This window comes from Cytobacillus horneckiae (genome assembly GCF_002835735.1).
Classification (GTDB): domain Bacteria; phylum Bacillota; class Bacilli; order Bacillales; family Cytobacillaceae; genus Cytobacillus; species Cytobacillus horneckiae.
In genome coordinates this window covers 31,937-54,749 of record NZ_PISD01000023.1, presented here as the reverse complement: position 1 = coordinate 54,749, position 22,813 = coordinate 31,937, and the positions used below count along the sequence as shown (strand labels likewise).

19 protein-coding genes are annotated in these 22,813 nt (G+C 39.0%); 18 read left to right on the top strand and 1 reads right to left on the bottom strand.

Annotated elements, in window-relative coordinates; all coding sequences use genetic code 11:
* Positions 1 to 2: 2 nt before the first annotated feature.
* Positions 3 to 230 (bottom strand): hypothetical protein, encoded by a 228-nt coding sequence (locus CWS20_RS11825; protein ID WP_101226312.1) that lies wholly within the window; start codon positions 228 to 230, stop codon positions 3 to 5.
* A gap of 185 nt (positions 231 to 415) precedes the next feature.
* Between CWS20_RS11825 and aceA the strand changes: the two genes are divergently transcribed.
* The 18 genes from aceA to CWS20_RS11735 all read left to right on the top strand — a co-directional run bounded on the left by aceA (position 416) and on the right by CWS20_RS11735 (position 22,808).
* The gene (aceA, locus tag CWS20_RS11820; protein ID WP_066193173.1) at positions 416 to 1,711 is read left to right on the top strand and encodes an isocitrate lyase; all 1,296 of its coding nucleotides are present in this window, start codon (positions 416 to 418) and stop codon (positions 1,709 to 1,711) included.
* Between the two features lie 212 nt (positions 1,712 to 1,923).
* Complete coding sequence (locus CWS20_RS11815; protein ID WP_066193175.1) at positions 1,924 to 2,364, top strand: YueI family protein; 441 nt, start codon at positions 1,924 to 1,926, stop codon at positions 2,362 to 2,364.
* A 198-nt stretch (positions 2,365 to 2,562) separates the two neighbouring features.
* A complete protein-coding gene (gene gatC, locus CWS20_RS11810) occupies positions 2,563 to 2,853 on the top strand; it encodes an Asp-tRNA(Asn)/Glu-tRNA(Gln) amidotransferase subunit GatC (RefSeq protein ID WP_066193177.1) in 291 nt (96 codons plus the stop codon).
* Positions 2,854 to 2,868: 15 nt separating this feature from the next.
* Positions 2,869 to 4,326, top strand: a complete 1,458-nt coding sequence (gatA, locus tag CWS20_RS11805; protein ID WP_066193178.1) for an Asp-tRNA(Asn)/Glu-tRNA(Gln) amidotransferase subunit GatA — start codon at positions 2,869 to 2,871, stop codon at positions 4,324 to 4,326.
* A 12-nt stretch (positions 4,327 to 4,338) separates the two neighbouring features.
* Positions 4,339 to 5,766, top strand: a complete 1,428-nt coding sequence (gene gatB, locus CWS20_RS11800) for an Asp-tRNA(Asn)/Glu-tRNA(Gln) amidotransferase subunit GatB (protein WP_066193180.1) — start codon at positions 4,339 to 4,341, stop codon at positions 5,764 to 5,766.
* Between the two features lie 1,025 nt (positions 5,767 to 6,791).
* A complete protein-coding gene (locus tag CWS20_RS11795) occupies positions 6,792 to 10,526 on the top strand; it encodes a S8 family peptidase (RefSeq protein ID WP_083957246.1) in 3,735 nt (1,244 codons plus the stop codon).
* 551 nt (positions 10,527 to 11,077) lie between these two features.
* Positions 11,078 to 12,211 carry an N-methyl-L-tryptophan oxidase gene (gene solA / locus CWS20_RS11790; RefSeq protein ID WP_066193183.1) on the top strand — a complete coding sequence of 378 codons (1,134 nt, stop codon included), beginning with the start codon at positions 11,078 to 11,080 and terminating at the stop codon, positions 12,209 to 12,211.
* A 91-nt stretch (positions 12,212 to 12,302) separates the two neighbouring features.
* On the top strand, positions 12,303 to 14,003 hold the full coding sequence (locus tag CWS20_RS11785) for a methyl-accepting chemotaxis protein (RefSeq protein WP_066193185.1): 1,701 nt from the start codon (positions 12,303 to 12,305) through the stop codon (positions 14,001 to 14,003).
* A 265-nt stretch (positions 14,004 to 14,268) separates the two neighbouring features.
* Positions 14,269 to 14,913 carry a glycosyltransferase gene (locus CWS20_RS11780; RefSeq protein ID WP_066193186.1) on the top strand — a complete coding sequence of 215 codons (645 nt, stop codon included), beginning with the start codon at positions 14,269 to 14,271 and terminating at the stop codon, positions 14,911 to 14,913.
* Between the two features lie 231 nt (positions 14,914 to 15,144).
* Complete coding sequence (locus CWS20_RS11775) at positions 15,145 to 15,495, top strand: VOC family protein (protein WP_066193188.1); 351 nt, start codon at positions 15,145 to 15,147, stop codon at positions 15,493 to 15,495.
* A 169-nt stretch (positions 15,496 to 15,664) separates the two neighbouring features.
* Entirely contained in the window at positions 15,665 to 16,090 is a 426-nt protein-coding gene (locus tag CWS20_RS11770) for a VOC family protein (RefSeq protein WP_066194266.1), read from the top strand.
* 184 nt (positions 16,091 to 16,274) lie between these two features.
* A complete protein-coding gene (locus CWS20_RS11765) occupies positions 16,275 to 16,781 on the top strand; it encodes a VOC family protein (protein ID WP_066193190.1) in 507 nt (168 codons plus the stop codon).
* Between the two features lie 381 nt (positions 16,782 to 17,162).
* Positions 17,163 to 18,200 carry a LytTR family transcriptional regulator DNA-binding domain-containing protein gene (locus tag CWS20_RS11760; RefSeq protein WP_066194269.1) on the top strand — a complete coding sequence of 346 codons (1,038 nt, stop codon included), beginning with the start codon at positions 17,163 to 17,165 and terminating at the stop codon, positions 18,198 to 18,200.
* A 134-nt stretch (positions 18,201 to 18,334) separates the two neighbouring features.
* The gene (locus tag CWS20_RS11755) at positions 18,335 to 19,183 is read left to right on the top strand and encodes an ABC transporter ATP-binding protein (RefSeq protein ID WP_066193192.1); all 849 of its coding nucleotides are present in this window, start codon (positions 18,335 to 18,337) and stop codon (positions 19,181 to 19,183) included.
* Positions 19,180 to 19,887: an ABC transporter permease gene (locus tag CWS20_RS11750; RefSeq protein ID WP_066193193.1), complete on the top strand. Its 708-nt coding sequence runs from the start codon at positions 19,180 to 19,182 to the stop codon at positions 19,885 to 19,887. The genes CWS20_RS11755 and CWS20_RS11750 overlap by 4 nt, the downstream gene beginning before the upstream one ends.
* A gap of 279 nt (positions 19,888 to 20,166) precedes the next feature.
* Positions 20,167 to 21,090, top strand: coding sequence for a ketopantoate reductase family protein (locus CWS20_RS11745; protein WP_066193195.1), 924 nt, complete (start codon positions 20,167 to 20,169; stop codon positions 21,088 to 21,090).
* 54 nt (positions 21,091 to 21,144) lie between these two features.
* Positions 21,145 to 22,065, top strand: coding sequence for an aminoglycoside phosphotransferase family protein (locus tag CWS20_RS11740; protein ID WP_066193196.1), 921 nt, complete (start codon positions 21,145 to 21,147; stop codon positions 22,063 to 22,065).
* 14 nt (positions 22,066 to 22,079) lie between these two features.
* Entirely contained in the window at positions 22,080 to 22,808 is a 729-nt protein-coding gene (locus CWS20_RS11735) for an MOSC domain-containing protein (RefSeq protein WP_066193198.1), read from the top strand.
* The last annotated feature ends 5 nt before the right edge of the window (positions 22,809 to 22,813 follow it).

The following is a 22,813-nucleotide window of genomic DNA, read 5'->3' as shown; positions in this document are numbered from 1 at the left end:
CATCATGCTTCACATGCAAGCAAAAACAACTTCTGAAATGTACTAATTTTACAGTTGTGAGCCATCCCTTTGGGGGTGGCTTTTTTTTTAGCCGGATTCTTCTCAGCTACTAAGAGATGGCGGATAAAGAATCGAAACAGAGAAATACCGAAAATAATAGGACGATAAGGAAAAAGAAACAGCCAAATCACCTTGAAATAACCACAATAAACACAAATATAATCTCCCAAATGAAATCCTCACTCAAAGATTAATGTCACATTCTGTCGAAAATAATTTCAGATAATTTAGAATTAAACAGTTCCATTTCTAAATTATCTGTTATATAATACAAGATATAAATAAGTTATTGTAATACAACAACTAAGACAGGAACAAAAACGCTTACTCAACAATAAAGGGAGGATTTTTACAAATGACAAACGAAAGAGTACGTCAATTAGAAGAGAGCTGGGCAACGGATTCACGCTGGGTAGGGATTGAGAGACCATATACGGCGGAAGAGGTAATTAAACTAAGAGGGTCTATTGACATTGAACATACATTGGCTCGCAAAGGCTCAGAAAAACTATGGAAGCTAGTTAATGAAGAAGACTTTATTAATGCACTTGGTGCATTAACAGGCAATCAAGCAGTGCAGCAAGTAAAAGCTGGCTTGAAAGCTATATACTTAAGCGGCTGGCAAGTAGCAGCTGATGCAAACCTTTCTGGTAATATGTATCCTGACCAAAGCTTATATCCTGCAAACAGTGTGCCGAATGTAGTAAAGCGTATTAATCAGGCTTTACAGCGTGCTGACCAGATTCACCATTTAGAGGGTGACCAATCGATTGACTGGTTCGCGCCAATCGTAGCAGATGCAGAAGCTGGCTTTGGCGGACAGCTTAATGTATTTGAATTAATGAAAGGCATGGTTGAAGCAGGAGCTGCCGGTGTTCACTTTGAAGATCAGCTTTCCTCTGAAAAGAAATGTGGTCACTTAGGAGGAAAAGTGCTTCTTCCAACACAAACAGCAGTAAAAAATTTAATCTCTGCCAGACTTGCTGCAGATGTAATGGGTGTACCAACACTTGTTATCGCTAGAACTGACGCAAATGCGGCTGACCTGATTACAAGCGATGTTGATCCTTATGATGAAGAATTCATTACGGGTGATAGAACGCCGGAAGGATTCTTCCGTACAAAAGCCGGCTTGGATCAAGCGATTGCAAGAGGATTGGCGTATGCGCCATATGCAGACTTAATCTGGTGTGAGACTTCTGAGCCAAGCTTAGAGGAAGCGCAAGCATTTGCTGACGCTATTCATGCCAAATTCCCGGGCAAATTGCTTGCCTACAACTGCTCTCCATCTTTTAACTGGAAGAAAAAGCTAGATGAAGAGACAATTGCGAAATTCCAAGTTGAGCTTGGGAAAATGGGCTACAAATTCCAATTCGTTACGCTTGCAGGCTTCCATTCCTTAAATCATGGCATGTTCGAACTTGCCCTTGGCTATAAGGACAGAGGCATGGCTGCATACTCTGAGCTTCAGCAAGCTGAATTTGCAAGCGAAGTGTCAGGCTATACTGCTACAAGACACCAGCGGGAAGTCGGTACTGGTTACTTTGACCAAGTATCAATGACAATCACAGGCGGAACATCCTCCACAACAGCTTTAAAAGGGTCAACGGAGGAAGAGCAATTTACTTCTGATGAAAAACTTAAAGTGTAATTTAAGTCTTACGTGATTTTTTCTCAAACTTATTAAACTCCAATTTTCTTGCCTCTCATTTTAGAGAGGCCTTTTTTTATGCACTGTCACCTTTCATGAAAAATAACATACCTTTTTAGTAAATCGTTTGATTGTAATAAGCAGAACCAGCTATACTAAGACGAACATATCCATTAATCAAACATTTGATTGAATGGGTGGAGGTGCATCTGATGACAGAAAAGATAGATGAGTATTTAAAACAAGGGATATACGGCCAAAAGCAGACGAAGCCGGATGAACGCCGGCGTTATTTAGGAACCTTGAGGGAGCGGACAGTGATCGTCCTTACCCAGCCGCAAGTGAGAAAGCAAGGCGTCATGAGTGAAGTTGAAGCAGCAATTAAGCAAAACCAGAAAGCCAGACTATACCTCAATGGCCATATGGGCTACGAGGATATCTCGAAATACTCCAAAATCGCTACAATACATCATGTAGAATATACAATTGTCACGAATAAAGACTATAACTCTGAGCTAGGACTTGTTCTAGCTTACGATCATGCTATTGATAAAGAGGAAGTATATGTGAAGGATGAAAAGCCGAAAATAGAAGAAGCAGAGCAGAAAAAAGGCGTGCTATCTTTTATAAAAAAGGTGTTGAAAAGAGGCTGACCGATTCTTGCATGGTTAGCCTTTTTAGTGCATAATTCCAATTTGTACTTCTTTTCACATGCCCATGCGATCTCGCTCAACTCATGGTAAAATAGTCAGAGGGATATATCAATCAATGCTTCATATTGCTTTAACGCGTGAAAGTTTGATATGATCTATATAATTGCGTATTTTTATTTGGATTTGGAGGTGGCTGCGATGTCAAGAATTACAACTGATCAAGTAAAGCATGTGGCAAACTTGGCGAGATTGGCAATTACAGAAGAGGAAGCAAAAGATTTTAAAAACCAGCTGGATGCGATTATTTCATTTGCTGAAGAATTAAATGAACTGGATACGGACCATGTGGAACCAACTTCCCATGTATTAAATATGAAGAACGTATTACGAGAAGATAAAGCAATTGAAGGGCTTCCGCAGGAGGAAGTATTGAAGAATGCTCCTGAGCACAGGGACGGATATGTGAAAGTACCGTCTATTATTGAGTAGGTGGAGGGGAAAACGGTGAGTTTATTCGATCATAAAGTGTCAGAGCTTCATGAGCTTTTACATAAAAAAGAAATTACTTCTTCTGACCTTGTTAGTGAATCTTTCAAGCGTATTAGTGAAGTAGATGATAAGGTGCAGGCATTTTTAACTTTGGATGAAGAAAATGCTCGAGCGGCCGCTAAAGAAATTGACGAGAAGCTAGGAACGGATAATAGCAATGGGATGCTGTTTGGTATGCCGATCGGTTTAAAGGACAATTTAGTCACAAAAGGACTTCGTACAACATGTGCGAGTAAAATCCTTGAGAACTTTGATCCGATTTATGATGCGACAGTCGTCAATAAATTGAAAGATGCGGAAACGATTACAATCGGGAAGTTAAACATGGACGAGTTTGCTATGGGATCTTCTAATGAAAACTCCGGCTTCCAGGCAACGCGCAACCCATGGAACTTAGATACGGTTCCTGGCGGTTCATCTGGCGGATCGGCGGCTGCTGTTGCAGCAGGAGAAGTTCTGTTCTCATTAGGGTCTGATACAGGTGGCTCTATTCGTCAGCCAGCTTCATTTTGCGGCGTCGTTGGATTGAAGCCTACATATGGACGAGTTTCTCGCTTTGGTCTCGTTGCCTTTGCTTCTTCTTTGGATCAAATCGGGCCAATTACGCGTACAGTTGAAGATAATGCTTATCTTCTACAGGCGATTGCAGGCATCGATCCAATGGATTCTACTTCAGCCAATGTAAGCGTACCAAATTTTGCTGAAGGTTTGACAGGCGATGTGAAAGGCTTAAAAATCGCTGTGCCTAAGGAATATCTTGGTGAAGGCGTGCAAGAGGAAGTGCGCCAATCTGTGCTTGATTCATTAAAAGTATTAGAAAAGCTAGGCGCAACATGGGAAGAGGTTTCGCTTCCTCATTCTAAATATGCGCTAGCTACTTATTATTTGCTTTCTTCTTCAGAAGCCTCTGCTAACTTAGCAAGATTTGACGGTGTTCGTTACGGATATCGCACGGAACAGCCGGAGAGCTTAATTGAGCTGTATAAAAAAACCCGTGCTGAAGGATTCGGCGAAGAAGTGAAGCGCAGAATTATGCTTGGTACGTTTGCTCTTAGCTCAGGCTACTATGATGCCTACTATAAGAAAGCGCAAAAAGTGCGTACATTAATCAAGAAGGATTTTGAAGACGTATTTGCAAAGTATGATGTCATTGTTGGTCCGACAACGCCAACACCAGCATTCAAACTTGGCGAAAAGCTAGACGATCCGCTGACAATGTATGCAAATGATATTTTAACCATTCCAGTCAATCTTGCTGGTGTTCCGGGGATTTCTGTTCCTTGTGGATTCACAGGCGGCCTTCCGCTTGGCTTGCAAATTATCGGTAAACATTTTGATGAGAGTACGGTGTATCGTGTCGCACATGCTTTCGAGCAAGCAACAGACTTTCATAAACAAAAACCGGAACTGTAAGGGGGGAAAGTCATGGACTTTGAAACAGTAATAGGATTAGAAGTGCACGTTGAATTAAAGACAGATTCAAAAATATTTTCAGCAAGCCCGAATCATTTCGGTGCTGAGCCTAACACGAATACAACCGTGGTCGATCTTGGATACCCAGGCGTATTGCCTGTCGTTAACAAAAAGGCGGTTGAATTCGGCATGAAGGCTTCCATGGCCTTGAATTGTGAAATAGCACCAGTGACGAAGTTTGATCGTAAAAACTATTTTTATCCTGATAATCCGAAGGCATTTCAAATCTCTCAATTTGATAAGCCGGTTGGAGAGCATGGCTGGATTGAAATTGAAGTGGACGGCTATAAGAAAAAAATCGGCATTACACGCATTCACTTAGAAGAAGATGCAGGAAAATTAACGCATGGCAATGGCTATTCTTTAGTAGATTACAACCGCCAGGGAACGCCATTAATCGAGATTGTATCAGAGCCGGATATCCGCACGCCGAATGAAGCCTATGCTTATCTAGAAAAATTGAAATCAATTATTCAATATACTGGCGTGTCAGATTGTAAAATGGAGGAAGGCTCTTTAAGATGTGACGCAAATATTTCGCTTCGTCCTGTAGGACAAGAGGAATTCGGAACAAAGACGGAGCTTAAAAACTTGAATTCATTTAACTTCGTTCGCAAAGGACTTGAATACGAAGAAAAACGTCAAGCGGAAGTATTGCGTGCAGGCGGAGAGATTGAGCAGGAAACACGTAGGTTTGATGAAGCCACTGGTAAAACATTGCTTATGCGTGTAAAAGAGGGCTCTGATGATTACCGCTATTTCCCGGAACCGGACTTGCTTGATATCCATATTGATGAGGATTGGAAAGCTCGTATTCGTGCAGAGATACCTGAGCTACCAGATGCCCGTAAAAAACGCTATACAGAAGACTTTGGCCTGCCGGCATATGATGCTGGCGTTCTGACTGTAACAATAGAAAGTGCAGACTTCTTTGAAGCGACAGTTGCTGCTGGTGCAGATCCAAAACAAGCATCTAACTGGGTGATGGGTGAAGTATCTGCATACTTAAATGCAGAAGGATTAGAGCTTCATGAAACAGAGCTGACGCCAGAAGGCTTGGCGGGAATGATTCAATTAATTGAGGATGGAACGATTTCATCCAAAATTGCGAAAACCGTCTTTAAAGAATTAATTGAAAACGGTGGAGACGCAAAGAAAATTGTTGAAGAAAAAGGATTGGTGCAAATTTCTGATGAAGGTGCCCTTCTTAAAATCGTAACTGAAATTTTAGATGCGAACCCGCAATCTATTGAAGATTTCAAAAACGGCAAGAAAAAAGCAGTCGGATTCCTAGTTGGCCAAATGATGAAAGCAACAAAAGGCCAGGCAAATCCGCAACTAGTAAACAAACTGCTCATGCAGGAAATTCAAAAGCGATAAGATAGATGGCTAGCGGAAACTCCGCTAGCTTTTTTATATATAAATCATACTCTTGAAAAGGGAGCGGTGAAAATAGTCGAAATCACTTATATAATTCAAGTGAGGAAATAAAGGCAATTTAATGGAACGAAACGGTAGGAACTAAGCGCAATACATCATGTGGTTTTTTTGTCTTTTTGCATTAAAATTATAGTCAAATTTACCATTTCCTAATACTTGTAATAATAGGACCATTAGGAATGTGGGTGTATGAAATGTTGAATTACAATAAAGTCGTTTAATAATAATATAGCTGTTGAAAAATGACCGAGCTAATCCTCATTCTACGTTTTTTAAACAACTTATATTTTCAGAGAAAAATGCAAGCCAAGTTTTATCATTAAACGAGTTAAAGGGATGGTTAGAAACAGAATATCAAATTCTTACTGGAGTAATAAGCAATTGGCAAAAAAAGTAGTCACTAGTTATTGAAGAAAGAAAGGACATTCTTCAAATTTCCATTAGACCGCCAATTTAGAAGTTTAAAAGATTTACAGTGAGAATTAACTGGTTACGTGATTGGTATAACCATATTCGGCTTCATGGGACATTGGAGCACATGAGTCTTATCCAGTACCAACTTGAACATCTTAAAAAAGTTTTGGTGTTGACAATCCAATCCCTCTATACATCTTGTAATTTATTGAATGAAATTTGTTTTAAAACGCAATAACCCCAATTGAATCCTTCTTAATTAGTGCCTTTGATGGATTTTTTTCCTCTTTTACGCACAAAAACAAGAATACTCCAAATTTTTTAGGGCTTAAGCCGTTAAAAAAAACCCCCATTGTAAGTGAAAATTAAATTGATATACAATTCAGTTAACTTCGAATTCTATTTTGTGAAACTAGATTGACGTTAGGTGGTGATTCTAATTCCATGAAAAAATAATTTTTCCTTTATTTCCTTACTGTAATCTCTTATTAAAACATTAAATCAAGACATTTCTATTGTTATTTCGTCATTTATAGCTATTAGGAGGGTGTATGATGAAAAAAATGAACATGAAACTATTGATAGCAACCTCGCTATCTACAGTTATGCTTGCCTCAACTTTTTATCCCGTTAATGCTTATGATAAAAAACCGCTCGAAAATACAATTGAGATCTCATCGGTTGTAAACAGTATCAATGGTGCAAATGAAAAAAAGATTACGCTTATTACAGGTGATGTTGTGTCCATACAGGAAATTGAAGGTGGTAAAAACGTTATTAACGTGGAACCTGTTGATCGGAACGGTTCAGGTGCTCAAATACTCAATATTGGTGAAGATACGTATGTTATTCCAGGTTCGGCTATGCCTTATCTCGCGGCAGATAAGTTAGATAAGGATTTATTTAATGTAACAAAATTGATTGACAATGGCTATGATGACAAAAGTCTTTCTTCTCTACCCATTATCGTGGAATATACAGATACAAAAGGAAAGTCTTTTCAACCTAAAGCTGAGCCCAAAGGAGCTAAAAGGGCTCGCGTGTTAGAGAGTATTAATGCTGTTGCCCTCTCTGCTACTAAAAAAGAAGCAGATACGTTCTGGGAAGATATTACACCAGAGGCTCCTACAAAAGCTAAAGCTAATTCAGTCGTATTCGACCAAGACATTGAAAAGATCTGGCTAGATGGTCGTGTTGAAGCAACTTTAGACCAAAGCGTACCACAGATTGGTGCACCAACTCTTTGGGAGTCTGGTTTTACGGGTAAAGGTGTTAAAGTAGCCGTACTTGATACGGGTATTGATCCGAACCATCCAGATCTTGCTAGCCAAATAGATGAAGTGAAAAGCTTTGTATCGGGAGAAACGGTGGATGATGCTCATGGGCATGGTACACATGTTGCTTCAACCGTACTTGGAATAGGCGCTGCTTCTGAAGGCAAGAACAAAGGTGTTGCCCCTGAGGCTCGATTGCTTGTTGGGAAAGTGTTAAATAACCAAGGAAGCGGTTTGGATTCTTGGATTATTGATGGTATGGAGTGGGCTGCAGATAACGCCAAGATTGTAAGCATGAGCTTGGGAACCAATGAACCAAGTGATGGAACAGACCCGATGGCTCAAGCAGTAAATAATCTAAGTGAAGAAACAGGTGCATTATTTGTTATTGCTGCTGGAAATGCAGGCTATGAAGGAGCCATCGGGTCACCAGGAGCTGCCGATGCTGCTTTAACAATTGGTGCTGTAGATAAGGAAGACAAAATTGCTTATTTCACATCAAAAGGACCTCGGTACGGAAATATGGGATTGAAGCCTGACCTGTCTGCACCAGGGGTGGGTATTGTTGCAGCTCGGTCTGCTCTTTCGCCTGGAAGCGGCTTTTACACGAGCATGAACGGAACATCCATGGCAACGCCTCATGTAGCGGGTGCTGCTGCGATTCTTCTGCAGAAAAATCCGGAGTGGAATGGAGCTCAACTAAAAGAAGCGTTGATGAGTACTTCTAAAAAATTAGATTACTTGCCTTCTCATATCGGATCTGGCCGATTGGATGTAGCAGCAGCCGCATTCAGTACAGTGAGAGCAACTGGTTCACTTTCGTTTGGCTTCTTCAAATGGCCACATGATCATGCACAGCCTGTACAGAAAACGGTCACGTACACAAACAGCAGCGACTCCGCTGTAGTCTTAGATCTGCATCCTGATTTTAAGAATACAAAAGGTGATGCTGCACCAAATGGTTTGTTAACGGTTTCTGAGAGCCAGATCACCATTCCAGCCAACGGCACAAAAGACATAACAGTCACTTTGAATCCACAACTCGGAGACTTAGGCACTCGTTATGAAGGACATCTAACAGCAACAGATGCCGATGGGAAACAAGTGGCTCATACTTCAATGGGCATGGTAAAAGAAGAGGAAAAGTATCCGCTAACGTTTAATGCTACAGACCGTAATGGAAACCCTACCCTTACGTATGTTGGACTCGTTAACAAAAACATGGATCCTGAGTTTGTTGCTGTTAACGGAACAACAGAAATTCGTTTACAACCTGGTACGTATTCAGCTATGGCAATGATGGATGTGGATACGGAAACAGATCATCGTGGTGTGGCATTGGTCGGTACACCTGAGATCAAGTTAGATGGTCCTAAAACCGTGGAACTTGATGCTCGAAAAGCAAAAGAAATTTCAGTTGATGTCCCAAAGAAAACGGAACCTAGCTATCAGCGCATGGAATACTACCGTTCCCTTGATGGCAAAACAATGAATGCTATTTATTTAATGCCAGTATGGATTGATAAAATGTATGCTGTCCCTACAAAGAAAGTTAAGACAGGAGACTTCGAATTTTTGACTCGCTGGCGCTTAATAAAACCTTACCTTGAAATCAACTTTAAAGGGAAAGTATTGGATGATATTCCGTTGAATGGAAGCACGCCGCTCGATGGAAAATATAACTTATCAACGGTTTATGCAGGAAAAGGAACACCGGCCGATTATGATCGTCTAAAAGCAAAAGGCAAAGCGGTTGTCGTCGATCGCAACAGCGAAGTTACGCCATCTGAACAGGCAGTTGCGGCACATGCGGCTGGTGCAAAGCTATTGATCATTGTAAACAATGAAGACAAGGAATTCAGTGAGTATGCTGGAAATCCAGATTATACGGATATTCCTTTAGCCGTTGCGGGAGTCAGTAAAAGTGAAGGCGATAAAGTAATCAAAGCAGCACGTTCCGGTAACCTAAAGCTACATGTTGAAGGCGAGGTAAACACGCCATATGTCTATGATCTAATGGATGTGCATCAAGATCAGATTCCGAAGAATTTAAAATATTCACCATCTAACAAAGAACTCGTTAAGATTGATACAAGGTACAAATCAGACCGTGAAGCACCTGGTGGAGAGTTCCGTTATGATTTGCGTCCGCACACAAGAGGAGCCGTTGGGTTTTTATACAAATTGCAGTTGCCTTCTGTTCGAACAGAGTGGGTATCAGCAGGGAAAGATACTCGTTGGTATCACCAAGCCCAAGTATTAGACAGTCCTTGGGAAGTACGTCAGCCTGCCGTTACGTATGAAAAAGGAGAGAGACTTCAGGAAGACTGGTTCTCACCTGTCGTACGTCCTCGTCTAGGAGATGGGTATTGGACACCTAACCGCCAAGGGAACAATTTACAATTTAATATTCCGGCTTGGGCAGATTCAGGAAATGGTTCTACAGGCGGTACCGGTTATGATGAATCGATTAAAAATCAAACACATAAGCTGTACCAGGGAGATACACTAATTAAAGAAGGAAAAAGCCAAGCGCTAAATGTATCCAGCGGCATTTCTGAAGAGCGAAAACAATATCGTTTAGTGACTGATGCAAAGCGTGATCCGAATCGCTGGTCAACTTCTGTAAGCACTCATACAGAATGGACATTCTGGTCAGGAAAAGGTGAGGATTTCCTTACATTGCTTCCGTTCTATTCTCTTGATTATAAGGTTGAAACAGACATGAATGGCGATGCTCTTGCCTCTTCATCCACTACACTTGAGCTATCTGTTGCAAAACTTGATGGCGTATCGGGTTACGGTAAATTAGAAGGAGCAAAGTTAGATGTGTCATTCAATGACGGGAAGTCATGGAAAACCGTGAAGGTTGAGCGTAAAGCCGGTGATCGCTGGATAGCAACTATAAAAAATCCAAAAAATAAAAAGTATGTCTCTTTACGAGCATCAGCTTGGGATGATCAAGGAAACAAGATTTCTCAAGAAATTATCAAAGCTTACGGTCTAAGATAAACTCAAACCTTCCTGAGTATAAGGTGGAGCTGATTTCAAACAGTAAGACAAATAAAAACACTTTTAAGTTAAATTAGGGTATTGTTTTACCTAATAATAACTTGGAGGTGTTTTTTTCTATAGTGATAAGAGTAAGTTATTCCGTAGGAGTGATCCCATGGTTACCACTAGGTGATAATCAAACAGTAGTTCAATGGCAGTAAGACCTCCACTTCAAGGCTTTAAATTATAAAGGATAAGTGAGGGATTAACTGCCTGTAAAAACCCGATTATCAGTAAGTGGATATACTTAAAAGATAACCGAAAAATTATTTAGTAGAATCGTTTCAATGGCCACATTTGTGTCTTAAATAAAGGAGTTTTTTGTATAAAAAAATTGATAGAAGAATATTAAAGTCATAAAAGGCTATTCAATCGACATTTTTGCATATGTTAGTTGATAAAAGAGCAGAAATCAACGACACCGCACGACTTAGTAATAACAAGAAAGTATGCGAAACCAGCCTGTTAAAAATATAAAAAAATAGATGAGCAAGTAAGGGGGAAATGACATGCATTATGATGTAATTGTAATTGGCGCAGGTTCGATGGGGATGGCGGCAGGCTATTATTTATCAAGAAAAGGAAAAAAAACTTTATTGCTAGATTCCTTTCAGCCACCGCATAACAAAGGAAGTCACCATGGGGAGACAAGAATTATTCGATATGCCTATGCGGAAGGAGAAGAATATGTTCCGTTTATTTTAAAGGCTAGGGAATTATGGAGTGACTTAGAGAAAGAGACCGGTAAACAATTGTTCCTTCAAACAGGGGTGCTAAATGTTGGCTATGAAAAATCACCGTTTATACAGAACATCATTGCTAGTTCAAACAACTACTCGCTCCCACTAGAGGTGATGGAAGCAAGTGAAGTGAATAGACGCTGGCGTGGAATCTCGCTATCTAACGATACTATTGGGTGTTTTGAGCCCACATCCGGGGTGTTGAAATGTGAGGAATGTATTGAAGCTTATCGTGAACTTGCCGTTACATATGGTGCTACGATTTTAACAAACAGTGAAGTAAAAGAAATATCCGTAAAGGATAAACATATAACAATCAAGACAAGTAGCAGGACTTTAACAGCTGACTCGTTAGTTGTTGCAGCAGGAGCATGGTCAGGGAAACTCCTATCTATGCTCGATTTAGACCTGCCGCTTCATCCTGTCAGAAAAACATTTGCCTGGTATGACTGCAATGAAAAAATGTATAATCATTATGATTTTCCAGCCTTTGCGTTTGACACATCCAATGGTCTTTATTATGGGTTTCCGAGCATTGATCGTTCCGGTTTAAAAATCGGCCGCTATGATGGAGGAGAGGAGATTAACCCTGATAAGCCTTTAGACGGCTTTGGCGAATTAACGGAAGATGAAGCAGATATAGAGCAATTTTTATCACATTATATGCCAGCAGGCAACCAATTGAAGTACGGAAAAACATGTATGTACACACTTACACCGGATGAAAAATTTATCATTGATTTGCATCCTAAATATGCAAACATTGCGATTGCAGCGGGATTTTCTGGTCATGGTTTTAAATTCAGCAGTGCAGTAGGAAATGTACTAAGTGATTTAATTATTTCTGGGAAGACGGAGCTAGATATTTCTCCATTCTCTATGAATCGATTTAAAAGCATATGAGCATTTAGTTATAGGTATAAAGAATTAAAATAATCCTTACTAATTCTTTACACTCTCTTCACATTAGTCCCTCATAATTTCTTTAAGGGGGATGAACAGATTGCTTTTTTACTCTAAATGGTTTAAACGATTAATTGGCAGATTTTCTTTGCAAACACGGCTATTAGTTATTGTTATTAGTATTTTACTTGTAACTGTTTCCTTTGTATCGATTATTTCCTTTTGGAAAACAAAAGAAACGGTTACTGAGTTAATGGAACAAAGGCTGGAAAAAGAAACTGAATTCATTTATGAGATGGCGCAAAATTTAATGTTGATTTACGTGGGAAACGATGCTGATTTTATAAATAAAATGAATCAAGTGATTAAAAGGCAAGATGCGAAGCTTTCTCAAGATGGTTTTAATGGTGACTTCTTTCTAATTAATGACAGCGGGGCAGCTCCTTTTCATGTGAGTCAACATCGAAAAATGGATTTTCCTGACTCGGTTTTAAAAGAAATACAGGAAAAACAAAACGGGCTCATTCATCGGGAAATAGATGGAGAAATCTATACGATTTCATTTCGGAATATTCAGGAACTTAGGGGGATATATGCGCTCGCCATTCCTCAGGCTCAATATTTAAGCAGTATGAATGAAATGAGTCAGTACATCATAATCACTGTATTGCTTAGTTTGATCGTTACTATATGTATTGTTATTTTGTTAGTGCGAAATTTAACAAAACCGCTTTCCAAGTTAAGTGAGGTGATGAAAGAAGCAGGAAGTGGAAATCTTCGAGGTGAAGCAATGGCGAAGACGACTACTCCTGAAATTGCATCATTAGTAAAAAGCTATAATGCGTTAATAGTACATATGAGATCACTATTATTTAATATAAGTGAAGTGATAAAAGATTTATCAGCGACAGGCGCAGAGCTAAGAGAAATGTCAGGGAAAGTTATGGAGGACAATGATGAACTAAACGCAGGTATTAATATAGTGAAGCTGGGAGCAGAACAAACGGCTGCTAGTTCTGAAGAAAGTATCATGCAATTCCATGAAATGAAAGAGTCGTTATTTCAAATTTTCAATAGTATGGAAAGTATGATGAAGAAAGCAAGTAAAATGGAAGTAGCTGCAATTGATGGAGAAGCAGGGTTAGGTAAATTAATTAATGGCATTGATTCCTTTGCAATAGAATTCTCTGAAGTATCCGAAACGGTAGGAGAGGTGAGAAATCACTCATCATCTATTGAACAAGTAGTCATATTAATCCAAGAACTTTCCAGTCAGACAAAGCTGCTTGCTTTAAATGCTGCTATTGAGGCGGCAAGGGCAGGTGAATCGGGAAAAGGGTTTGCGATTGTTGCAAACGAAGTAGGTGTTTTAGCAGAAAAATCAAGTGAAGCTGCGAATCAAATTAAAGTGACAATTGAACAAATGAAATCAATCTCACTAAAAGCGTCAAATGAATTTGAACAAATGAGCAAGAATTTCCAAGAACATCTTCAGACTGCATCTGAAAGTAGAAATTCCATTGATGTATTAATGAGTGAGATCACTGCTGTCGGTCAAATGATCAATCAATCGCAACATGAATTGTCAGGATTAAGCAGCATCCTGCCGCTGATGGAAGTAAATGCAGAAAACTATGTATCTGTGTCCCAAGAAACACTGGCAAGTTCAGAACAAATGGTAGATGCTTCAAAAGTATTAATGGAAAAAATGATCATGAGCCACGAAGCAGGTGAAAAACTACATACCCTGTCTGACACTTTGAAAAAGCTGAATAATCAATATAAGGTCTGATAAAAACTCATTTTTTTTAGATGAGGGCCAAAGCCTAGCTCCTTTAAAGCAAGTAGATTCTAATGTTACTGAAGTTGCCTCTCTAGTAGGCTTTAACCGTACTAGTTAGTTCATTGGTAAATTCCGAAAAGGAACAAACATGACTCCATTAGAGTTCAAAGTACTTAAGAAATAAGCTTAAGTGTTTTTTTTATGTAGTAAAGAATGAATTTAGAGAAAGAAAGCAAAATAAGAGAGACATTACTACACAAAAGGAGCAGATATTATGAATAAACAGTTATTAAAGATCATGTTATTGCTGATGTCTTTTACGTTATTATTTTTGCCATTAACAACAGAGGCACAAAGAAATGACCACCAAGAAAGGTCATTAAGCGAAGAGGCATGTCAGCTAAAAAATGACGTAAGGAAGCTTTGGATTGATCATGTTATGTGGACACGGCTTTATATTGTAAGCGCACTGGAAAATTTGGAGGACCAAGAAGAGATACTGGCTAGATTATTAGAAAATCAGGAGGACATTGGAAATGCCTTCAAGCCGTATTATGGAGAAGCAGCAGGCAATAAGCTGACTGAGTTGTTAAAGGACCATATCCTCATCGCTGGAAAAGTGGTCGATGCTGCAAAAACCGGAAACAAGGCTAATTTGGAGAAATACAATAAAGAATGGTATAAAAATGCTGACGATATCGCCGACTTCCTTAGTAAAGCCAATCCAAATTGGCCAAAGGCAGAATTAAAGAATCTATTGGATATGCATTTAAACTTAATTACAGAGGATGTTGTAGCAAGACTGAGTAAAGATTGGGAAGCAAGTGTTGTTGCTTTAGACAAAGGGATTGATCATATTATCGAGTTTGCTGATGTATTATCGAATGGGTTAATGAAGCAATTCCCTGAGAAATTTTAAACAATATTCAATACCAATTATCTTTAACCATTGAGCACAATTCTGAAATAAGATTGTGCTCTTAGTTTTTATAAAGGGTCACAATATTAGTATAAGCAGGGATTTTTTAATCTCTTGGCGAATAGGTTACTTTGATTAAATAGCATGTAATAAACACTCAAGAAGGTGCTAAGTACTCTCTACTTCATAGAAGAATGTTCTTTAAAGTGAAAAAATATTGAGGTGAAATGGATGAATATTAAAGGGGGTGGAGGCGTTTTCTGGAGAACTAGGGACATTGATATATTAAAAAAATGGTATAAAAAAGTACTAAATATAGAAATGGAAGACTGGAATGGAACTGTTATTACACCTCATTCAGAAACTAGTACAATTTTTTCATTCTTTAAGGAAAATGACGATTATTTTCCAATCAACCAGCAGGTGATGTTGAACTTTCAAGTAGAAAATTTAGAGGAAAGTATAATGCATCTCGAACACATAAATGTACCTATTGTTAAGGAACGAGAGGACAGTGAATTTGGCAAGTTCATTTGGATTGAAGACCCGGAAGGAAGAAGGATAGAGCTCTGGGAAAAATAGGACAGTTTAATTAGTATATAAATCGATGCTATGAAAAATTTAAATTATATTATTTATACGTTGACGAACATATGTTCTGTGTTATAAAATGTATTTATAGGTAATAATGTTGTTGTTTTCTATTCAAGTTTTTTGAAGATATATTAAAAAATGAAGGAGCTGTTTAATGATGACATTGCGATTGTCCCCTTATTTAATGCTGAACGGAAATGCAAATGAAGCGATTCAATTTTACGAAGAAGCACTGAATGGTACGGTTCTTTTTAAACAAACTTTTGGAGAAATGCCTGAAAATCCAGAATATCCATTGCCAGAAGAGGCAAAGGAACTTGTGTCGCACGCGATGATAAAGATTGGTGACACGGAGCTTATGTTTTCAGATAATTTCCCAGGTCAAGCAAGTGATATTGGCAATCAAGTTACAATTTGTATTTCATCTGATGATATTGAAAAGTCAAAAAAGGTTTTTGACTCTTTGCAGCAAGACGGACAAGTGAAAATGCCTTTACAGGAAACTTTTTTTAGCCCTGCTTATGGGATTGTAACAGACAAGTTCGGTGTAACTTTTCAAATCAGTACAGAGGGTCAGCAATAAATTATACTCTTTTTTGTAATAAATCAGAAAGCCGAGATTTTCTTTGTGAAGAAAAATCGGCTTTTTGTTTTAGACAAGATGAACAGTTAATATAACCATCTTAAATTATTTAGGGATGAAGAAACTAAGTTTACGGTGCAATGATAAAAAATCTGTAACAATCATATATAAAAGGAGAGATAAAATGGAGAAAAATAAGGTCCAGAAAATCACAACCAATCTATGGTTTGATACACAAGCTGAAGAGGCAGCGAGGTTTTATGTGTCTGTCTTTGACAATGCAAAGATTGGAAGAATTACTCGCTATGGAAAAGAGAAGTATGAAAAGCATGAAAGAGCTGAAGGGCATGTAATGACTGTAGAATTTACACTAGAGGGCAATGAATTTGTCGCATTAAACGGCGGGCCGCAATTCAAATTTACAGAAGCAATTTCGTTCATCGTCAATTGTGATTCACAAGAAGAATTGGACTATTATTGGGAGAAGCTCTCGGAGGGCGGGGACGAGGATGCTCAAGTATGCGGTTGGCTAAAAGATAAGTTTGGTGTATCATGGCAAATCATTCCTGCTGATCTAACTCGGATGATAAGTGACCCCGACCCAGAAAAATCAGAGAGAGTAATGAAAGCAATGCTGCAAATGAAGAAAAAACTTGATATTAAGATATTAAAGCAAGCTTTTGAGGGATAGGCTTATGTTAAAAACAGCAATAAATCAGTAGCTGATTATCCATCACTTGAGGAATTTAATAGTTTCAACATTCTCGAAAAAGCTTAGAGTGCCCTGAATGGAGCAATAAAATAAATGTATAATTTTTACAATCGGGAATCAAACCACTTATTCAACCTCTATCTTAATGGGATTGGGGTTATTTTTGCATCTAAAATGGATTCATTTTACAGTTTTACTACTTTAGTGAGCATGGAGTGTCCCGCTCAATTTCCGACATTCTTTTATTATATTTCCCAGGAAAAGATATAAATGTACAAGGATGGACAACAAATATCGGTAGTTATTTCCATTAATAATCTTTATAATAAACATATTATGCCCAGGTTAGGTGATGATTCAATGGAAATCTTAAAAATTACTGATTTAGAAAAACACAATAAAGATACGGTGTTATTTTCTGCATTTCAATTAACGATTTCGGCAAATGAAATCGTTTCTGTTCATAGCAGTATGAATGTAAGAAGTGCTTTACTAAAAATATTAATGGGTGAGCTGCCAGCCTCTAGTGGAAGTATATACATAAATGAAAAGGATATTAATGAATCGAAGCGTTCATACTTGAAAAATATTAGCGTGTTGTTTTTGGATGATGGTTTATATGAACGTTTAACTGTAAAAGATCATCTTAGTTTTTATCAAGCGATCTTTTCCTCAAATTTTCCAATCGAAGAAGTAGCCCGCTTAGTGCAATTGGAAGATAAGAGTAAGGTTAGAGTAGGCAAGCTCACTTTTTCTGAACAGAGAAGGCTGCATTTAAGCCGGATTTTCTTTCAAAACGCTGAACTCATTATATTTGAAGAGCCTGATCAAAATGTGGATTTGGAAACAAAGCGTGTATTTATCAAGGCTGCGAGAGAATTAAAAGCGAGAGGAAAAGCGATTCTTGTACTGACAGGGAATATGGAAAGCGCATTAGCTGTTACAGATACGGTTTACCGCCTGGATGATAAAGGTTTGCATCCTATTGAGATTCAATCCGAGGAAAATGAAGAAGAGATGCAGGAAGGTGAGCCGGAAGAGATCATTATCCAGCCAGCCAGGTTTGAAAAAATTCCGACAAAGGTCAATGATAAAATTGTATTATTTGATCCTCCCGAAATCGATTATATTGAAAGCAGTGATGGTCAGTCACATTTAAATATTAAAGGGGAATCATATCCATGCATGTTTACCATGACAGAATTAGAGAGTAGATTGATTCCTTATGGATTTTTTAGATGCCACCGTTCATATATTGTGAATTTGCAGAAAGTGCGTGAAGTGATTACGTGGACCCGCAATAGCTTTACTTTAGTGCTCAATGATGAATCTAAGTCTTCAATCCCCCTTTCTAAGTCAAAAATGGCGGAATTAAAGGAAATGCTCGGCTTGAAATAGCTCCATTCGCGATTCGATGACTCCATTTACCCTGAATTATGCTCCTTTCATCCCTATTATAATGAATGGTTTTCGTTTGCCGGTTAGGATTAAGACATGGAAAACAAACGAACCAACCAATCAGGAGGATGAACATGGAAAACATAATTGAAGTGAGGTCGCTGGCGAAAATATTTGGAAATCAGACAGCATTGGCTGATGTTTCATTTAATGTAGGAAAGGGAGAAACATTTGGTTTCCTAGGCCCAAGCGGATCGGGAAAAACAACGACAATTAAAATCTTAACCGCGCAGATGTCGCAAACAGATGGCGAGGCATTTGTATTCGGATCACCGGCAGCAGACTTGCGGAAGCCGGATAAAAGAAGCAAAATTGGTATTTTAACAGATAATAGCGGTTTATATGAAAGATTATCTGTTTATGATAACTTGAAGTTATATTGCGACCTTTATGATGTTTCTTATACAAGAATCGAAGAAGTATTGCAAATGGTAAACTTGGAGGATACGAAGAAAAAGAAAGTAGCAAAGCTTTCGAAAGGGATGCTGCAGCGTGTGAACTTGGCAAGAGCATTTTTGCACAAGCCGGCACTGCTATTTCTCGATGAACCAACTTCGGCGCTCGATCCAGTCAATACAAAGCATATATACAAAGGTCTTCAGACGTTAAAAGAAGAAGGAACGACCATCTTTCTGACGACACATGATATGAATGAAGCTGAGGAGTTGTGTGACCGTGTCGCTTTCCTGAATAAAGGAACGATTCAATTGCTCGATTCGCCAAAGTCACTGCGACGCCAATTCACTGATCATACGATAACGGTGGAGCTCGTGGATGGTAACAAGGAAATCATTGATATTGGTGCAAATGGCGCAAGCAAATTATATAATTATATGTCCGAAAATAAAGTCATTTCTATTAATTCGAATGAACCAACACTAGGAGATATTTTCGTTGAGGTTACAGGGAGGAAATTATCATGAATATGTCAATTAAGCGTTTAATGGCTATTTTTAATAAGGATTATAAAGATTTATCACGGAATTTGTATGTATCCTTTACAGTGGTTGTGCCGCTTTTCTTAGCAGCATTTATGGGCAGACAAGGAAATATCGCACTAGAACAGCAATATATGGTGTACAATCTAACACTATGCTTAGTAACTGCATATATTCAATGTGCATTAATTGCAGAAGAGAAAGAAAAGAATACGTTGCGCAATCTAATGCTTTCGCCTGCTAGCACGATGGAGATTTTAGCTGGAAAAGGACTGCTAAGCTTTGCTACAACTCTTTTAGTTCTTGGTTTATCTGCATTCTTCTTAGATTATATGCCTAAAGATTTGATTGTTGTCACTGCTGCGATGGTTCTTTCAGCAATCTTCTACATTGGTCTAGGAACAGCACTTGGACTGATGACAAAATCGGCAATGGAAGCCTCTGTCATCATCATGCCATTTGTATTCGTATTTTCATTCGGAACATCCTTGTCTTTCTTTGCAGATAAATATCCTTTTCTACATGCTGCTGACTATCTGCCTAATGCACAGTTATTGCTTTTAGCGAAGGAAGTAGAGCTAGGCGCAGGATTTGCAGATGTATGGAGCAATCTAGGTATTATCGCTATATGGGTAGTTGTGATGACAGCAATCACTGTTGCGATTTATCGGAAGAGAATGGTGGACTAACATCTAAAACTTGGGAATTTCCGAGGCTTACGGCCCGCTCTGTCGCTACGCGCCTTTAGTGTCTTGACTGTCTCACTACTGCCGCAGGAGTCGAGCCATCACCTCTCTAAATTCCTTTATTATCACTTGCTCAACACACTGAAAAAAGCTGCAAACTATGCAGCTTCTTTTTATTATATGAGAGAGAGATTAAAACACCTAGGTTATTGACTATTCTGAAAAAGAAAGATTACTATAATAATAGAAATGAAATGATTGATATGAAAAGGAGAGTTTATTATGCGTATTCTTGTCGTTGGGGCTGGAGGAATTGGCGGATATTTTGGTGCAAGGCTTGTGGAAAAAGGAGAGGATGTCACATTTCTTGTGCGGCCAAATCGCTATAATCTATTAAAGGAAAATGGTCTTCGCTTGAAGAGCATTCATGGAGATTACTCTTTTTCGCCGCAGCTCATTACAGCAGACAGCAAAACAGCATCTACATTCGATATTGTCCTGGTGTCAACTAAGTCGTATCACTTAAAGCAGGCAATCAATGATGTAAAGCCGTTTGTATCAGAGGGGACAATGGTGCTTCCATTATTAAATGGCATGGCACATATGGATCGATTAGTTAGTGAGTTTCCTGGACAAGTGCTTGGCGGCCTATGCTTCATTGAAACGGCAGTCAGCAGTGAAGGTGATATTGTCCAAACGAGTGCAATGCATAAGCTCGTTTTTGGCGAAATGGATGGCAGTAAGAGCGAACGGATAAACAAAGTTATTCACTGTTTTGAAGGTACGAAAGCGCCGATTATTTACAGCGATAAAGTAATGGAAGATATGTGGAACAAATACTTGTTTATCACGGTGCTGTCTGGTGTCACAACGCTTTTTAGAAGTCCAATTGGAGCCATTAGGGAAAGCAGCGGAGGGCTTGATTTTATCCGTACATTATTTAAAGAAGTTGAAAGTGTTATGCTTGCAGGCGGTGCACAATTGTCTGAAGGAATCATCGAAAAGCATATGGCAACAGTTGAAGCGCAGGCAAGCGGCATGAAGTCGTCCATGCTTCGCGATATTGAAAACGGTCAGGAAACGGAAGGCGCCCACCTGCAAGGGGAATTAGTGCGTCTTGCTGAGAAAAAAGGAATAAATGTTCCGTATTTACATGCAATTTATCAAAACCTGTCTGTCTATGAATTATTGAAAAATGAACGATGAAATAGTAAAAGGCAGAAGAATGGTCCTCTGCTGTCTTCCTTATGGAGGTGAAAAATGAATCATTTAAAGGAAATTTTAAATAAGTATTACCGCCTTCAGCCAGCTAGTATAACTGAACAGCAGGGCGGATGGGCAACTTTAGCGTATAAAGTGAATACAGAGGACGGGACATTTTTTTTAAAAGTATATGAAAAAAGCAGGGTTTCCACTAAAACGCTGGCAGCTGGTATCGATGATTATGTGCCACTTACGATTTGGCTTCATGAAGCAGGGGGCTTGTCAGAAAGGATCTCAGTTCCGATTAGAACTGTCACTGGGGATCATAAGTGTGAAGATGAGACAGGAATTTATTTACTCTACCCATATATTGTCGGAGAAACAATTGGAAACAGGGATCTGTCACATGGGCAAGTTGAACAATTAGCCGATCTATTAGCAAAGCTGCATTCCTATGATAAACAGCTTCCTATTCTTGCTGAAAAAATGATCGAGGATTTTCATGTTCCATTTATAGACCCGTTAGTCAGTATGATAGCGAAAGAGTCTGTCGAAGGGATCGTTCTCCCCTATCGCCACTCGATTTTGAACGCCATTAAAGAAGTAATGGAGCTAGCAGCAAAGCTGAAGCACGGAGAGATTTCTTTAAGATTATGTCATACAGACTTGCATGAATGGAATATGATGCAGTCGGGCGGGAGGTTGATTTTGGTAGATTGGGAAGGTTTAAAGCTTTGTCCGGTGGAAGCCGATATGATGTTCTTTATTGATAAACCATATTTCCGCCAACTTCTATCACACTATAGAAAATCGCATCATGACTATGAAATAAATGAGACGGCATTAGCTTTTTATCAAAAAAGAAGAAAGCTTGAAGATATTTGGGAATTTCTGCAGGAATTGCAGTGTGATCAACCTACTGTAGAGAAAAAGGAGCAGACCATTCAATACTTGTTAACAGAACTAAAAAATCTATAAAAAAGAGGTGCAGAATGGAACGGATTGGACATGTCGGCAAAATTATGAGATACCCTGTCAAATCATTTAGCGGTGAGGCCGTCCAAAGTACGAGAGTAATGGATTACGGAATATATGGAGACCGCAGCCATGTGATTACAGAGAAAATCCGCCATCGATATTTAACGATCACGCATTTTCAAGGAATGGTAAAGTATAAAGCAGCTTTTACAGGCGGGGAATGTCCTGATGATCATTATCCACCTGTAAAAATAATTGGGCCGGACAACCGCAGCTATGATTGGGAGGACGAAGAATGGAGAGAAGAACTGAGCAAGCAGAGCAAAAAGCCGCTTTCGTTTAAGAAATACGATCCGTTGCACGTACCAATTGGAGCGATAGAGGAAGAGAATTTGTTGATTGTAACCGATGCTTCCTTGAAAAAAATAAGCGAGTTAACAGGGAGAGATGCGATCAACGAGCAGCGTTTCCGGCCGAATTTACAGCTGGAGCTATTGAATCAGATGCCTTTTATTGAAGAAGAGTGGTTTTCCAAGCGGCTCCAGATTGGAAAAGAGGTAGAGATAGAAATCAAACGCCATTGTGAGCGCTGCATGATTATAACGGTCGATCCTGAAACAGGTGAAAGAGATGCAAATGTGCATAAGCAAGTTATTACACAGCGAAATAATCATTTTGGCGTCTATGCAAGTATAGTAAAAACTGGCACAATTTCAGCCGGTGATGAAGTATGGCTGGAGTGAGGTGA